The organism is Flavobacterium taihuense (assembly GCF_019351435.1).
In the GTDB taxonomy this organism is placed as follows: Bacteria; Bacteroidota; Bacteroidia; order Flavobacteriales; family Flavobacteriaceae; genus Flavobacterium; species Flavobacterium taihuense.
In genome coordinates, this window is record NZ_JAHWYN010000010.1 from 137,997 (window position 1) to 154,719 (window position 16,723).

At 33.7% G+C, this 16,723-nt stretch carries 14 protein-coding genes and 1 tRNA gene; 9 read left to right on the forward strand and 6 right to left on the reverse strand.

Features of this window, described 5'->3' with window-relative positions; genetic code table 11:
• Nucleotides 1-29 precede the first annotated feature (29 nt).
• The 4 genes from KZH69_RS12705 to KZH69_RS12720 all read left to right on the forward strand — a co-directional run bounded on the left by KZH69_RS12705 (nt 30) and on the right by KZH69_RS12720 (nt 4,015).
• Nucleotides 30-1,925, forward strand: a complete 1,896-nt coding sequence (locus KZH69_RS12705; RefSeq protein ID WP_219317851.1) for a RecQ family ATP-dependent DNA helicase — start codon at nt 30-32, stop codon at nt 1,923-1,925.
• On the forward strand, nt 1,925-2,872 hold the full coding sequence (gene fmt / locus KZH69_RS12710) for a methionyl-tRNA formyltransferase (RefSeq protein WP_219317852.1): 948 nt from the start codon (nt 1,925-1,927) through the stop codon (nt 2,870-2,872). The genes KZH69_RS12705 and fmt overlap by 1 nt, the downstream gene beginning before the upstream one ends.
• Nucleotides 2,873-3,053: 181 nt before the next feature.
• Complete coding sequence (locus KZH69_RS12715; protein ID WP_077375548.1) at nt 3,054-3,326, forward strand: HU family DNA-binding protein; 273 nt, start codon at nt 3,054-3,056, stop codon at nt 3,324-3,326.
• 128 nt (nt 3,327-3,454) lie between these two features.
• Entirely contained in the window at nt 3,455-4,015 is a 561-nt protein-coding gene (locus tag KZH69_RS12720) for a YqgE/AlgH family protein (RefSeq protein ID WP_219317853.1), read from the forward strand.
• Here the strand turns inward: KZH69_RS12720 and KZH69_RS12725 are convergent.
• Nucleotides 4,012-4,851, reverse strand: coding sequence for an aminotransferase class IV (locus KZH69_RS12725; protein WP_219317854.1), 840 nt, complete (start codon nt 4,849-4,851; stop codon nt 4,012-4,014). The two genes, KZH69_RS12720 and KZH69_RS12725, sit on opposite strands and share 4 nt — an antisense overlap.
• A 63-nt stretch (nt 4,852-4,914) precedes the next feature.
• Nucleotides 4,915-5,307: an START-like domain-containing protein gene (locus KZH69_RS12730; RefSeq protein ID WP_116797373.1), complete on the reverse strand. Its 393-nt coding sequence runs from the start codon at nt 5,305-5,307 to the stop codon at nt 4,915-4,917.
• Between the two features lie 153 nt (nt 5,308-5,460).
• Here KZH69_RS12730 and KZH69_RS12735 point away from each other — a divergent pair.
• Together KZH69_RS12735 and KZH69_RS12740 are read left to right on the forward strand one after the other, a co-directional pair.
• Nucleotides 5,461-5,534: transfer RNA gene (locus KZH69_RS12735), tRNA-Met, on the forward strand.
• 409 nt (nt 5,535-5,943) lie between these two features.
• Nucleotides 5,944-6,204: a hypothetical protein gene (locus KZH69_RS12740; RefSeq protein ID WP_219317855.1), complete on the forward strand. Its 261-nt coding sequence runs from the start codon at nt 5,944-5,946 to the stop codon at nt 6,202-6,204.
• A gap of 38 nt (nt 6,205-6,242) precedes the next feature.
• Here KZH69_RS12740 and KZH69_RS12745 read toward each other — a convergent pair whose 3' ends face one another.
• The 4 genes from KZH69_RS12745 to KZH69_RS12760 form a co-directional block, all read right to left on the reverse strand.
• Entirely contained in the window at nt 6,243-7,388 is a 1,146-nt protein-coding gene (locus tag KZH69_RS12745; protein ID WP_219317856.1) for a hypothetical protein, read from the reverse strand.
• A 42-nt stretch (nt 7,389-7,430) separates the two neighbouring features.
• Nucleotides 7,431-10,064, reverse strand: a complete 2,634-nt coding sequence (locus tag KZH69_RS12750; protein ID WP_219317857.1) for a DUF5916 domain-containing protein — start codon at nt 10,062-10,064, stop codon at nt 7,431-7,433.
• Between the two features lie 45 nt (nt 10,065-10,109).
• Nucleotides 10,110-11,453 carry a beta-alanine-activating enzyme beta-propeller domain-containing protein gene (locus KZH69_RS12755; RefSeq protein ID WP_219317858.1) on the reverse strand — a complete coding sequence of 448 codons (1,344 nt, stop codon included), beginning with the start codon at nt 11,451-11,453 and terminating at the stop codon, nt 10,110-10,112.
• Nucleotides 11,454-11,559: 106 nt separating this feature from the next.
• Entirely contained in the window at nt 11,560-13,413 is a 1,854-nt protein-coding gene (locus KZH69_RS12760; RefSeq protein ID WP_219317859.1) for an alpha-amylase family glycosyl hydrolase, read from the reverse strand.
• A 298-nt stretch (nt 13,414-13,711) separates the two neighbouring features.
• Between KZH69_RS12760 and KZH69_RS12765 the strand changes: the two genes are divergently transcribed.
• From KZH69_RS12765 to KZH69_RS12775, 3 genes are all read left to right on the forward strand, one after another.
• Entirely contained in the window at nt 13,712-14,782 is a 1,071-nt protein-coding gene (locus KZH69_RS12765; RefSeq protein WP_219317860.1) for a sensor histidine kinase, read from the forward strand.
• Entirely contained in the window at nt 14,769-15,503 is a 735-nt protein-coding gene (locus tag KZH69_RS12770; RefSeq protein ID WP_219317861.1) for a LytR/AlgR family response regulator transcription factor, read from the forward strand. Before KZH69_RS12765 ends, KZH69_RS12770 begins: the two co-directional genes overlap by 14 nt.
• Before the next feature lie 353 nt (nt 15,504-15,856).
• Nucleotides 15,857-16,474 (forward strand): hypothetical protein, encoded by a 618-nt coding sequence (locus tag KZH69_RS12775; RefSeq protein WP_219317862.1) that lies wholly within the window; start codon nt 15,857-15,859, stop codon nt 16,472-16,474.
• Nucleotides 16,475-16,723: the final 249 nt, after the last annotated feature.

Sequence of the window (16,723 nt, forward strand, 5' to 3'; positions counted from 1 at the left end):
CAAATTATTAAAAATCTAAACTATAAATAATGCCAGAAGCATTAGCGATTCTTCAAAAATATTGGCAGCACGACAGCTTTAGATCGCTACAAAACGAAATTATTGATTCGGTTTTGAGTGGTGAAGATACTTTTGCTTTGATGCCAACGGGTGGAGGAAAATCAATTTGTTTTCAAGTGCCAGCCCTTATGAATGAAGGAATCTGCTTGGTTATATCCCCATTGGTCGCTTTGATGAAAGATCAGGTAGCCAATTTGCAAAATCGAGGGATTAAAGCCATTGCTTTGACTGGCGGCATACGTTCTGAAGAAATGATTGACTTGCTGGACAATTGCCAGTTTGGGAATTATAAGTTTCTGTATGTATCTCCAGAACGATTGCAATCAGAATGGATCCTGGAACGAATAAAAAATCTTCCCGTAAATTTGATTACTATTGACGAAGCGCATTGTGTTTCGCAATGGGGACACGATTTTCGTCCCGCATATTTGAAGATTTCGGCATTGAAAACCTATTTTCCAAAAGTACCGTTTTTGGCATTAACAGCAACAGCTACACCCAGAGTAAAAGAGGACATTATTACCGAATTAGGGATGCACAATCCCAAACAATTTGAAAAATCGTTTGCCCGAAAGAATATTGCCTATATGGTTTTTGAAGTGGAAGACAAACTCTATCGAATTAAGCAAATTCTTAAAAAAAACCCTCAGCCATCCATCATTTATGTTCGAAACAGAAAATCGTGTTTAGACATTTCAGCTCAATTGCAAACACTAGGATTTAAAAGCACTTATTATCACGGAGGACTTACTTCTAGAGAAAAAGACAAAAACATGCAGCTTTGGATGGAAGAAAAAGCGCAAGTTATTGTTGCCACAAATGCCTTTGGAATGGGGATTGACAAACCCAATGTCAAGACGGTTATTCACATTCAGTTACCCGAAAATATAGAAAATTACTATCAGGAAGCTGGCCGTGCAGGTCGAAATGGAGAGAAAGCGTATGCAGTTTTATTGACCAGTCCAGCGGATATCATTCAGACTGAAAGTCAATTTATAAACGTATTACCAGACAAAGCTTTTTTGAATTCGATGTATATCAAACTCTGCAACTATTTCCAAATAGCGTATGGGGAAGGAATAAACGAAGAGTTCACTTTTAATTTGCATCATTTTTGTTTAAAATATGGATTTCCTACGCTAAAAACTTTTAATGCGATGCGGTTTTTAGACGGACAGGGAGTTCTTACTTTGTCTCAAGAGTTTTCAGAAAAAATAACTTTACAGTTTTTAATTCCATCAAAAGAAGTCATACGTTATACCAGTTTGAATCCGAATGACGAAGAAATTATACTGACCATCCTGAGAACGTATCCAGGCGTTTATGAAATGCAAACTGCCTTCAACTTGCCATTGATTGCCAAAAAATCACATCACTCTGAAGCTGAAATACTGACAGCTTTGCATAAATTAAAAGATAAAGAAATTATAGAATTCCATTCTAAAAACAATGATGCAACTCTAATCTTCAATGAAATTAGGGAAGATGAAAGAACCATTAGCAAAGTTTCCAAATATTTGGCACGACAAAATGAACTCAAAAAAGAACAATTGCAATCGGTATTGAATTATGTAAAGGAAAAGAATATTTGCAAAAGCAAAATGATTTTGGAATATTTTGGAGAAAAAACAACCATCAACTGTTGCATTTGTTCGTATTGCATTACGCAAACAAAACCTAAAAAAGACTATAATGCACTTTCAAAAAAAATACTAACACTATTAAAAGGCGAAGGTTTAAGTTCAAGAGAAATTCAAGACAAGACTAAAAATACAGCTGACGATGTTATCTTTGTATTGCAACAATTACTAGAAGATGATCTTTTGATAATTCAAAAAAACAACAAATACACTTTAAAAACCTAATGGAAAAATTAAGAATTATATTTATGGGAACTCCAGAATTTGCTGTTGGAATTCTGGATACCATAATCAAAAACAATTACGAGGTAGTAGGTGTAATTACCGCCGCTGATAAACCTGCCGGGCGAGGACAAAAATTGAAATATTCTGCAGTTAAAGAATATGCCTTAGAAAACAATCTAAATTTATTGCAACCTACCAATCTAAAAGACGAAACCTTTCTTGAAGAATTAAAATCGTTACAGGCTAATTTACAAATCGTTGTTGCTTTTCGAATGTTACCAAAACTAGTATGGGAGATGCCGTCACTAGGAACATTCAACTTGCACGCTTCCTTACTTCCCAACTATAGAGGAGCTGCACCTATCAATTGGGCAATTATCAATGGAGAAACCAAAACCGGTGTTACTACTTTTTTCATCGACGACAAAATAGATACAGGAGCAATGATTCTGAGTGCCGAAACAGCAATCGACACTACCGAAAATGCTGGACAATTACACGACAGATTAATGCATTTAGGTTGCACTACCGTTATAGATACTTTAAAATTAATTGAAAATGGCAACGTTACGACTTCAATCCAAAATGATTCATCGGACATCAAAACAGCTTACAAACTGAATAAAGAAAATTGTAAAATCGATTGGTCAAAATCGATTACAGAAATTCACAATCTGATTCGAGGATTGAGCCCTTACCCAACAGCATGGTGCTTTTTTAGCGACAAAGGAGAAGAATGGAATGTAAAAATATATGAAGCAAAAATTATCACTGAAGCACATTCATATAGTATTGGGCAATTAATTTGTACCAAAAAAGAAATGAAAATTGCAGTAACAGAGGGATATATTCAAATAATTAGCCTGCAATTTCCAGGGAAAAAGAAAATGACTGCAATTGAATTATTAAATGGTGTTACTTTTTCGGAAAGTGCAAAAGCCCATTAACACCAATAAAAGCAGGAGTTAAGTACTGATATTTCAGAATTTTAGTCTACTTTATGAACAATAAAAACAAGTTATTAACAAAATATACTAATTTTGTATAAAACACTTGCAAAGACCGTATTTCCTGTTAATTTTGTTCTAATTAACAATTATTTTAACCAACAATTAACATCCAATTATTATGAACAAATCAGAATTAATCGACGCTATCGCTGCTGATGCAGGAATCACAAAAGCTGCTGCAAAATTGGCATTAGAATCATTTTTAGGAAATGTAGGTGGAACTTTGAAAAAAGGTGGTAAAGTATCTTTAGTAGGATTCGGATCATGGTCAGTATCTTCAAGAGCTGCAAGAGACGGAAGAAATCCTCAAACAGGAAAAACTATTCAAATCGCTGCAAAAAATGTTGTAAAATTCAAAGCTGGAGCTGATTTAGAAGGAGCTGTAAACTAATTATTAGTTTATCTTATATAATTAAACCTTCCGATTGGAAGGTTTTTTTATGTCTTTAAACGATTAATATAAAAAAAGTTTGGTTTGTCAATTTAAATTTTCTTAAATTTAATTAAAAATATAGCCTTATGATTTCAGAAAAATTAAAAAAAGGATATTTACTTATTGCTGAACCATCAATAATTGGAGACTTGTCATTTAATCGATCAGTAATCCTCTTGGCAGATCATAATGCAGATGGCTCCGTAGGCTTCATTATGAACAAACCATTGAAGTATACCATCAATGATTTGATTCCTGAAATTAATGCCAGTTTTAAGATTTTCAATGGTGGACCTGTAGAGCAGGATAATCTATACTTCATTCATAACATCCCCGAATTAATACCGAACAGCATTGAAATTTCAAACGGAATTTACTGGGGAGGTGATTTTGAATCTACTAAAGATCTCATCAATAATGGTCAAATAAAAAAAGAAAACATCCGTTTCTTTTTGGGCTATACCGGATGGGAAGAACACCAACTTGAAAAAGAAATGGAAGCCAATTCTTGGATTATAACCCAAAATAATTACGAGAATAAAATAATCGGAAAATCAACTGCCCACTTCTGGAAAGAACAAATCATAGAATTGGGAGGTGAATACCTTATATGGTCCAACGCTCCCGAAAATCCGTATTTAAACTAAATCAAGTTTAAAGATTCATTTAGTTTTACAACTAAAGCCTTAGAAACTTCAGTCGAAAATTCCTTTTTCCTATATTTTGTAATCGGTTGAACTCCTTTAATGACATTCGTTACAAACAATTCATCTGCTTTTTGAAGATCAAATGGCGAAATAACTCCCTCAGTTACTTCAATACCATTCATTTTTTTTGCCAATGCTAAAATTTGTTTCCTCATAACTCCGTTCAAACAACCTTCTGAAACTGGAGGAGTGATTAATCTATTGTCTTTTAACATAAAAATATTGCCTTGTAAAACCTCAACAACATTTTTGCTATCGTTTATTAAAATACAGTTATCTAATCCGTTTTCACTAGCATAAATACTTCCTGTAACGTTTATTAGACGGTTTGTTGTTTTAATAGAGGACAGTAAATGCTTAGTAATATAAAAGTCTTTATACAAATCAACTTCATATTCATTTTCACTAAAAAAATATGCTGCATCGTCTAGTGAAACTGCATGTATCAAAAAGGACACCGTATTGCTTTGTGGCAAATAATACCCCCCATCATTTCTATAAACCGTAATTCTGGCTCTGGCAGACGAAGCTATTTTATTGTTTTTTACCAAAGAAAGGATTTGTTCTTCAAGATATTCCATTGTAAACTCCATTGGAATTTCCATTCGAACCACACGCATAGAAGACATCAATCTGAAGTAATGATCTTCTAAAAACAGAATTTTCCCATTTACAATTTTTAAAGTCTCAAAAACTGCATCACCATATAAAAACCCTCTATTCTGCACTAATATATTTGCATCCTCAGATACTATTTCGCCATTAAAATTTACCATAGTATATATAAAAAAAGTCACGCTATAAAGCGTGACAAATATAAGTTATAATATACAATTTCACTATACCGAACCTATAACATGTTTTAGGTCTGAAATTTGGTTTTCCCACAACTGAGTTGCTTCTTCAAGTTCCTCTTTATGAGCAAAATCAACCACCATTAAAGAAACATCTTTGGTCAATTCATCAACCAAGATATTTAATTCAAAAAAATATTCGGTATCCTTATTATTGTCGTCAACCCATTTAAACTTCACTTTCTCTCCTGATTTTTTGGAAGCCAACCTTGCTTTCTCTTGTGAGTCATTCCAGATAAAAGTAAAAAACTCACCGCGCGAATTTACATTATCGGCAAACCATTCAGACAAACCAGACGGTGTTGAAATATACTGATACAATAATTGTGGAGAAGAATTTATGGGGAATTCGATTTCGTAACGCACTTTTAAATCCATGAATATCGTTTAATTTTTGCGAAATATATAGATTATTACTTCAAAAAAAAAACGTTTTCAAAAAAATTTTTTTTTTGTTGTTTTTCGCTTGCAAACTCTAATTATTGTTTTATATTTGCACCCGCATTCAGGGATAGGATATATCTCAAATATGGCGAGGTAGCTCAGTTGGTTAGAGCGCAGGATTCATAACCCTGAGGTCACGGGTTCAACTCCCGTCTTCGCTACAGAAAACAAACCCTTAAACATCAATTGTTTAAGGGTTTTTTATTGAAATTAAGTTTCGGAAATATCGCTTTCAAATGACTCAAGTGAGGAATTCGAGTGAGAGATTTTATGAATTGAGATGCGAACAATAAACAGAAAAAAGACATAAATGAAATCTAATTTTTTGTTATACCGTTCAAAATTTTCGAGACAATTTTAATTTCCAAAGCAAATAGAACTATTTCAACTAAAGAATACTAGGTCACAATACTAACTGTTGAATACGAAGAAAGAATTTTAGTCTGTTTATACAATTGTTGCATGATTTGTATTAACATCAAATCAAAATAGTATTTTTGGTGAGCAATATAATAGAAAAACAGAACTCATTAAGAGAATGTCAAATACCTAAAAGAGTAATGGAACAAAATGGATATAGTAAAATTTAAAATTACGTCAAAAACGATAAAAGTAGAAGTTCGCAATTCGAATAATTATGTTTTTAATTTCAATACAGCCTTAGAAATTGAAAAAGAGGACAGGGACGTTTTATTGAGACTGTACAATGCATTAGACCTTCTTTTTAAGAAAGAAAATGCTAGCGAAGTAAAAAATTACATTTCGCCCAATCAAACGAATATACTTGACCAAATTGCTGCCGTTAGTGATTTAGAACAGGAAGATGTCTAGTCCTAAAAATTACATATAGGATTAATAAAAAATAACCATCAGTATTTATCTACCTCAGCGTATTTTTTTGGAACATCCGCATACTCTCTGATTTGTTCCCAATATTCCTCTAAACTTTTCGGTCTGGGTCTCCAATCCGGATCTGCTACATTTTCTTTGGCTTGCTCCCAATTCTTTTCTGTTAGAAAAGCAGTGTCAATATCGCAGCCCGAAAGCTTTTTTAACGGTTTTAAAAATACATAACCGTCTGCAATATCTTCTAAAGCACAGTTTTTATGTCCTAAAGAATTATAACTATCATCTCTCAACTTACCTAAAGGTGTATTCACCAGATCAAATCCCACAGGTTCATACTCCATTTTTTGCATTATAGTTTCTATAGCACCATTTGCTGGCGAAACCAATTCAGGCTTGGTATCGGGACGATTCATGAAAGGTCTGTGCAATAATACAGTATACACTTTCTGAGAATATTTAGCGTATAAAAGGTTTCCAAAATAGCCATTTTCCAATCTAACAAAATCTTCTCCCAAGAAATCATACACCGGAAATTTATATCTGGTAAAAGCATGAATATCTCCAGTAAGAATTAAAATTTTATCACCTTTTGCCATAATCTCTTTCTCTATTATTCCAAACCTGTACACTTCCGTATTTCCTTTATAAAATACTTTCATCATTTTTTCTGGAGTTCGATAACCTGAGAAAGAAGACCAATTGTATCGGTAACTTAAATTTAGAATACGGAATTTCTTCGCTGATTCGGGAAGTGACTTATTAAATGACCAAGTTGCTTTATATACGTCCGTATATCCTTTAAAAGCCCATCCCGAATTGTAATTAAACATCAATTTTCGAGCTACATTTTCATTATATTCTGGTGCTAGAATTAAAGAATCCAGTGTCTTTTGATTTTCGCTTGCGCCAAATTCCATTCCAATCGTGTAAACCCCTTTTTTATACAAAGAAGGAATCAAACTTTTGACTAACTCAAGATTTTCCTTAATCCTATGTTCTTCAGACAAGAGCACTATATCTTTGGTTGCAAACTTAGACACAATGTATTCCTGAGGTGACATTTTATTTTTCGACAAATATTCAATTGATTTATCGATACCGTCCGATTGTGAGAATAAACACAGCGGAACAAGCAATAACAGAAACTGAATCGAATTTTTAAACATAACATTATCTTTTTAAATTAATAAATAATCAACAGTTTTCATTCACAGCAAAAAACGGTACGTTGCTTTTAATATAAATGTATTTTGAGGCTGTTTCCCTAAAATCTGAGTATCTAAATTAACAAACAAATCATCAATAGGATTTCCCGAACCGTTAGTTCCTTGCGACCAAACGAAATAGATTTCGGAACCTGGTATGTATTCCCATCTTAAAACCAAATTGGAACGGAATTGAACAAATGAAAAATCAGGATTCAAAAAAGAATAATCGACAACTCCGTTTTGGTTTTCATCTACGCTATAAACATTAGTATTGCTGTCATAAGAAATTTGATTGTTGGTATACGAAACCGTTCGATTCCCATAGTAGGAAGCTCTTGGGTTTGTAACATAATTAAATTCCGAATATTTCCCGGTTGAAGCAAAAGGCTGTCCATAATACTGAATGGTGAAATTTGGATTAATATTATAACTCAATCGCAACGAAGCACTAGCTGTTTGTTGGTCCAAATGCGAGGTGATATAACGCGTGCCATTCTCAAAAGCAGATTGGGTTACATATTGTGTTTTGCTTTGGTTCACATTGAAATTTGGATTTAAAGTAATTGATAATGAATTTGTAGGCTGATACGTAACACTCGGATCCAATTCCTTGTACGAAAACGAATTGTTTTTTCCTTGTGCAAAAAATACGCCTGCCTGAAAACGAAGTTTTTTTCGAGTATCAGTACCAAAGACATTATAACTCACAAACTCTTCCGAGAATCTGAATTTTGGTCCGCCTTGTAAATAGGCATTATTGAACGTTCTGGGTTTGTATGAAAAACCAATATTGGCCCACCAATAATTTTTGAATTCCGCTTTTCCCAAGAGATCATAATAGGTTCTGTTATGAAAACCTCCAAAGTCATAAGTTGTAAATGGTTCAAAACGCACCATTCCGCTTCTGAAAGCACCAAAAGGTTTTAAAGCCTGATAACTGACGTATAATGTTTGTTTGATTTCATCGGCTTGACGAAGAAAACCAATATCATTGAGTTCTAATTCTGGTGAACGCCAAGTCACACTCGCATTGTATCGCCAATGTCCATCAGACACCTTGCCAGCTTCGATCTTCCCTCCTGTTCCAGTCAAAGAAGTACGATCATTATCGACCGAGACATAATTAGCATCAACCCGTTGAAACAAATGAGTTATTTCCTTTTGTGTATTGGTAATGGATTCTTTAGATCCAAAAACGTGGCTGCCCACAATATTTCCAGCGACAAAATACTTCCTGTCTTTCCAATTGTGCTTAAAATCAAATCCACCTGAATATGCAGCTGCTCTCAAAAGAGTAAATTGTGGCTCGTCTGTATTTCTATTAGTTGCAGTTACAATAGCGCCCAAAAAACTGTTTCTATCATTAAAATCTTTTTGGACACGTCCAACAAAATAATTCGTAAGCGGTTCTACCAAAACATTCTTACGTTCCAAACCATTATCAATTTTGACATATTCATTCCCCGTAACACTCTCCAAAATACCCAAAGACCACCCGTTCTTGGTTTTACCGCTGAATTTTGCAGCACCCAAAATGGTAGAGTTTTGTGGTCGTTTGACAAATTCTCCTTTTTGAGTTGAAATAATTCCTTGCGGACTTCTGCCAATGCGTCTTGAATAAAAGAGATTGTCTTCGTTATTTGCAAAATTATAATCGAAAATGTTTTTGTTTTCGATAAAAAAAGGTCGTTTCTCCTGAAGAAATACTTGAAATCCATCCAGAGCAATCACCGCAGGATCGGCTTCAACCTGTCCAAAATCTGGGTTAATAGTTAAGTCCAAAGTCAAATCGTTCGTGATTCCTATTTTGGCGTCAAGCCCCGCTTTCAAACTGTGGTCTTGTCCTTCCCGAAACGGATTACCAACTTCTTGTTGATACGTATCGACCTGCGTCAAGAAATAAGGCTGAATTTCGAGTTGTTTTTGTGGTTTCAAATGAATTAAACCACGTAATTCTCCAAACTCGCTTACCCAACCAGGAGCATCAGCAGGTATGCGTTGCCAAATGGAACGTTCCTGCTTTCTGAAATAACGGCGTGTTGCCTGAAATCCCCAAACCTGATTCTCACTAGCACTAAATTTTAGCTGGCTCAACGGAATTTTCATTTCGGCAGTCCAACCTTCGGAATCTACATTGGTTTTTACATACCAAATTGGATTCCAGCTCGCATCCCAATTATTTCCGTTATCGGCAATAAATTCGTCACTTTTTACTCCTGATGCTGATATTGTAAATGAAAACCCAGTTCTTTTATCATGATAGCTATCGATATTTACCTCCACAAAATCACCATCAAAACCATCACGTCTCGAAAGGCGTTTTACAATTTTATCCGGTTCTTTATCATAACATTTAAAAGCAACATACAAAAACTTGGAATCGTATAGTATTTTAAACTTGGTCTGCTCTGTTGGAGACGTATTTTCATCGGGAAGATTCTCAATAAAATCCGTTTGCCACTCCACAATATCCCAACTTGTATCGGTTAAAACACCATCAATTATGGGAGTATCTAAATTTTCTAAAGATTTTGTGGTATAAATTCTCTTTTCATTTTTAGGCATATCTTGCCCTGAACAAAAATAAAAAGAGAATAAGAATACCAGCAAAAATCGTATTTGCTGAATAATCATATAATTTTATTTATGTCTAATTTATTTGTAATCTGATGCGTTTAATTATTTCTTATTCTGTAATTCAATCGCATAACAATTACCATCGGCACTTCCAAAATAAACAGTATTATTGGTCACAAAAGGAGAAGAAACAATGGACCCCAATTTATAAAACTGATCCATCACCGCTTTGTTGGTGTCATACATCGAAATATCTCCCTCTTTGACAACATAAGAAAAGTCAAGAAGATTATTATTTAATATTTCTGGAGAAAATAACTTTCTGTTTTCAGTGCTAAAACTATTCCATTCTTTGCCCAAAGATTTTGCATTTACAGCAAAAAAATTACCCGTAAAATCTCCAAAATAAGCCGTCTCATCAACTATCGCAGGAGAAGAATATACATAACCATTTGCTTTAAACTTAAATATTTCTTTACCCGTTTTTGCATCCAAACCCAGTAAGGCGTATGTATCTGAAGTACCTACATACACAACACCATTATCCACAACTGGTGAACTGATTATCCAGGAATAAGCGGCATCATACTTCCAAACCAATTTTCCTGTTTCGGCATTGAGCGCAAATAAGAAAGGATCACGAGCTCCAAAATAAACCATGTCATTGGCAACTGCCACAGTCGATTCAATTCCTTTGAAACCAATTTGCGTTCCTGTTTGAAATTTCCAGCGCTCTTTACCGGTTTCCATATCTATCGCATACAAATTAGCATCCCAGCTCCCAATGTACAATGTTTTTTTATACAGAACCGGACTGCAGTGAATTGATCCTTTTGCTTCAAACTTCCATTTCAGTTCACCGGTATTGGCGTTGAGTGCATACACGTTACCGTCACTGCTCCCAAAGAAAACACTTGGATTTTGTTTATCAGGATTTATGACTGGGGATGATAAAAAGAAATCCCACAAATCATCCATGTACTTATCAACAGGTTTCAATCCCAAAAAGCCTATTTCGCCAGACCATTGTTCTCCACCCGTTTTAAATTTCCATTTCAAATGACCGGTTTTAGAATCAATCCCATAATAATAGCCATCAAAACTACCTATGTAAACCATGTTTTTGAAAACAGCCGGAGAGCTATGTACAGCACCTCCGGTTTTAAATTTCCAATGTATTTTACCTGTTTTTTCATTGATAGCATAAAGATTGCCATCCTCACTGCCGATATATACTATTCCGTCATGAACAATTGGCGATGAAAAGATTTTACCATCTGTTTTAAAAGACCATTTCAGATCACCCAAAGGCATATATTTCTCACCTTTAAATACGCGATTTCGAAATGCACTTATAGTTCCGCTTTTTTCTTGTTGTCCAAAAACATTAGAATTATTTACATTTAAAAGAATTACTAATACCAATACCAAATACTTTCTTTTCATATCATGCCTTTTTATAAATACCAATCTGTTAATAATAAATATCTTAAAATCTTATTTAGCCAAGATAAATATTTTATTACAAAATAAAAAACAACTGTTTGTTTCCCTATTTTTTCAACTCCAACACCCACATTTTCATCGCAGGGATAGTTGTTTTATTCAAAGTATTCAAGCTTTCCTCTGTAATAACATTTTTTGCAGATAAAAAGCCAGCCGTTCTTTCGTTGTACTTTTGAAAATCAATTTCTTTTTCGGTATTACTAGTATTCATAATACACATTATGGTTTGATTTTCATCGTATCTAAAATACACATACAACCCATCAACAGGAACATAATGCATCATTTTTCCTGTTTTAATTGCCGATGCATTTTTCCTGAAATTTGCCAGTTTACGAACTAAATCCTGAGTTGATTTTTCATCGTCTGTCATTCCTTTTCCAGTAAATGCATTTTTGGTATCTCCTTTCCATCCACCAGGAAAATCGGCACGAACCAGTCCGTCGGGAGCTTTAAATCCTTTCATCAATACTTCAGATCCATAATACAATTGTGGAATTCCTCTACAAGTTAACAACCATTCAAAACCCATCTTCTGCTTTTCGACATTCTCTCCTACTAAAGAGAAAAACCGAGGCTCATCATGATTATCCAACAACAATACTTTTTGCATCGGATTCTTGCTCAAGAAATCACTGCTTAAGGTATAGTACAATCTGTTCACCCCTTCTTTCCAACCGAAAGGCTCTGTCAAAGCAGGAATAATTCCGTAATACAAACTTTGAAAATCTACCACTGATGGTAAGTTGCTTTTGAAACTAACATCCATGTTGTTTTGCTCAAAATACGCCTGATTAGCGACTCCATGAACCATGATTTCTCCAAAAATGGTTATTTTCGGGAACTCATCCATAATCGCTTTATTGCAACGATTCGCAAAATCCAAATCATTATAAGTGTAAGTGTCCAGGCGAACTCCATCAATACCAAACTTTTCAATATGCCAAATACAATTTTGAATAATAAAATTGGCCATAAATGGATTATCTTGATTAATGTCCGGCATCATTTTATCAAACCATCCATCACTCATTCTTTTTTTATCTGATTTTGCACCATACGGATCAAACAGGGGGATTTCTCTATAATTGGTTTGAGTATAGGTTGGCCAACGATGTACCCAATCATTTGCTGGAGGATCCAGTTCTAAAAAGTGAAAAGATCCAATATGATTGTAAACCGCATCAAAAATAAGTTTCATGCCTCTCTTGTGTAATTGTTCACTCAATTTTTCATACAGCGCATCTCCTCCGTATCGCGCATCTATTTTATAATGATTGGTAATGGCATATCCGTGTTCGGTTCTTTTCTCCATATCATTTTCCATAATTGGAGTAAACCATAATGTGGTAACGCCAAGCCCTTGAATATAATCCAGATTATTCAATACTCCCTGTAAATCGCCTCCATGACGATCATACATTTCGTTTCGGTTTAGGGATTGATCTCTCAAGCCTTTTATCTTGTCATTTGTTACATCGCCATTACTGAAACGATCTACCATGATCAAATCAATAAAATCACTAGAAGTAACCCCTTGGGCATATTGAGTCCCATTGCCCGATCTTCGATTATACAGCGACCATTTTATTTTTTGCTTTCCTCCTTTTTGATTCAATTCGATAGTCACATCTCCTGCAACTGTCTCTGGTGCAATAACAATATCTACAGCAATATATTTTTGGTTTGGAAATGAATATGTCTTTACAACAGTTATGCCTGGATAGTTTATACTTACTTTATCCGAAGCAAACGAATCATCGGTACTTCGAATCAGTAATTGGATAGAATTGGTCTTCATTCCAACCCACCAGTTTGTAGGATATACTTCGGTATTTTTGGCATTTGTTGCCAAAGAAAAACCAAATAATAGCATTAAAATTAAAGCTGATTTTTTCATAAGTTGATATTTATTGTTTTTTTAATGGTCTTATGTAATTCGCATATTATCAACGGTATTTTCAACCAATTTGAGTTATGCTAATTTCATAATAGTAGTTTAAGGTTTAAATAGTCTGCGAAAGATATTTCACTTTTCGAATATCAAAAAGCCTCTTATTTAAACAACCTGATTTGTGTTGTAAACAACATTTTAAAGTCTGATGTCTTTTAAATACAAAAAAGTGTTTTCTGCAACAAATCAATTTTGATTCTAAAACAAAACACTTAGCTTTACATTTCAGAAAACAAATTCGGCAATGAATGATTCAGTAATGTATTCCGGAAGTACATCCCAAAAAATAAAAATGTACACCATCTATTGGTTGGGATACATCTTGTTGTTCAGTTTGATTCAAGGTTTGCCGGAAGCCGATTTTTGGCGAGCATTATCCAATGAATGTTATAGCGTACTTCCTAAAATATTGTTTGTTTTACTGATTGTCGAAGTAGCCATGCCGCTTTTATTCTTCAAGAAAAAGAGAGCGCTTTTTATTTTAACTTATCTTTTTTCAATCCTATTCTTTGCTTTCATCCAGCGGTTAATTGACAACTACATTATTATAGCTTTTAATTTAACCGAATGGAAAATCGAACCATTATTTTCAGCTCCAGTATATTTATATAATGTGATTAAGCTACAGTTTGTTATCACTATCCCTTTGGCAATAAAACTAGTTTATTACCTCGCTGAAGAGAAAAATAGGGTCCAAACAATCCTTTCCGAGAAGTTAGAAGCTGAATTATTTTCATTGCGAAATCAGTTTCATCCTCATTTTTTATTTAATGTCCTCAATAGTCTGTACTCTAAAATCTTGAGTAAATCAGATGATTCTGCTGACATTGTACTTCAAATTTCAGATTTCCTTAGGTATTCCGTTTATGATGTGAATTCCAAATACATTCCTTTGGAAAAAGAAATTGAATACCTAAAAAATTACATTTCGTTACAACAATTGCGATTTGACAACCGACTCGAACTGAGTTTTAGTACCAATGGAATTTGTAAAAATCAATTTATTGAGCCTTTTTTAATCCTTCCGTTTATTGAAAACAGTTTCAAATATTGTTTAAACGATGCCAATTCCCAAGCGTGGATTACCATTTCTATTACAGCTTCAGAAGAATGGCTGACTATTAAAATTGAGAATAGCTTACCGGCAGACTTTTCGAAAAACAGAAATATCGAAAATTCATACAGCGGAGTCGGAATCACTAATGTGAAAAGAAGATTGGAATTGCTTTATCCAAATCAGCATAGTTTGATCATCAAAAATGAAGAAGATTCGTTTTTTGTTTCTTTAAAAATAAAAATAAATGACACCCACTAGAATCAATTGTATCATTATTGAAGATGAACTTCCAGCATCCATATTGCTTGAAATGCATATAGGCAAATTTGATTTCTTGGAATTGAAAGGGAAATTCATGAGTACAAACAATGCTTTGAATTTTTTGAAGACCCAAAAAATAGATTTGATCTTTCTGGACATTAATTTACCCGGAAAATCGGGTATAGAATTTGCAAAATCGTTACCAAAAGATATTGGAATCATTTTCACAACTGCCAACCCACAATATGCAGTGGAGGGATTTGAACTGGAAGCAGTAGATTATTTATTGAAACCCATTTCATTCGATCGTTTCTCGAAAGCCATACACAAATATTGCAAAATTCAGAAAACAAATCAGGAATTTGAACAACTTTCTAAAGCAGAAACGGAACGTCCTTTTGTGTTTGTAAAATGCGAAAGAAAAACACTCAAATTGTATCTTGACGAAATTGATTATTTTGAATCGCAAGGTAATTACCTCCTCATCCATACCGAAAGTGATTGTTTCAAAACACATCAATCCATTACGGAAATGATCGAGAAATTACCTGAAGGTTTTTTTTGCAGAATCCATCGTTCTTTTCTCATTACACTGAAAAAAGTTTCTCAATTCAACAGCCGTTCAGTTACTATTAAAAATAAGGTTTTACCCATTGGACGTTTATACGCTTCAAAAACAAATGATTTATTGCAATCCATTGTAAAAATTAATTCCTGATTTTTGAGGTTTAAAAAGCATCAAAAACCTCTTTTTAAATCAAAAAATATTTTAATGATCCATAAACTGTAGGTTTGAAAAAATCAAATTTCAATTTTCATAACCCCGAGATCAAGGATCCAACCTCTATCTTTATTACAAGAACAAACGATTTAAAAAACAAATAATTTAAAAAATCAAACAAAATAGTTTCAAAATTATTTGCAAATAGCCTATATATAACTCTCCGTTTCCCTATTATACGGGCACGGATAACATCCGATTATAGTGAACCAACTACGAAAATCCCAGTTACCAAACCTGCTTTAAAATATTTAAAATCAATAACTTAGCATGTTTTAAACTTTATGATTATGAGATTTATTATTTTTATCCTACTCTTAACAGCACAGTCATGTGCCACAAAAAAGTATACTACGAAACAATTGCTGCCAGAAGGATTAAAATGGGCGACCGAAGAAACATACGTAGTAGCAAATAATCAGAAAAAACTTTTGCATAAAAAGCAGATGGTCTTTACTGGAAATGGCCGTATCAAATACTCCAAAACTGTTGATGCTACGGGTAATCTATTGCAAGAAACTGAAAAGAGATTATGGTTTGTAGTGGAATCATATCCAGATAGAGAACCTTACTATTGCAAAACACGTTGGAAACCAAAACAAAGAGAACGTATCAGCTGCTATTCTAAAAAGCAATACAAACAAAATGAAGCCATTTATCATTATAATACAAATGGAACTATTAATAAAATAGTAGATAATTTTAGAACTTTCAATACACAGTATTTTTATTATACCAACAAAGAACTCTCTAAAATTGTTGTCAGGGACAAAAATGATAAACTTATTGATGAAGTTTTAATACACTGTGAAACTAAAGATGAAAAAGGTGCTTGTTTAAAAGAGATCAGAATTTCGATTACAACAAACAATAAAGAAGAGATACTCTTCTCTCCTCATTATAATTAATATAAAGTGTTTTTTGACAGATGAGAAGGGATTGTCATTTTTACGGAAATAATGGGTATTACAACAGCAGGGGAAAAGACAGTACAAGAAATGAACATTGGGATGTCGCAGCAGTCTCTAGATGACACTGTCCCATAAAGTGTGTAAGTTGAAAAGTCAAGGCTTCGGTTTTATAATCGGAGCCTTTTATCAAATATAAGGGTAAATTGGTTTAAAACAATTCCCCAATTTTGAATAGGCATCGTCCAT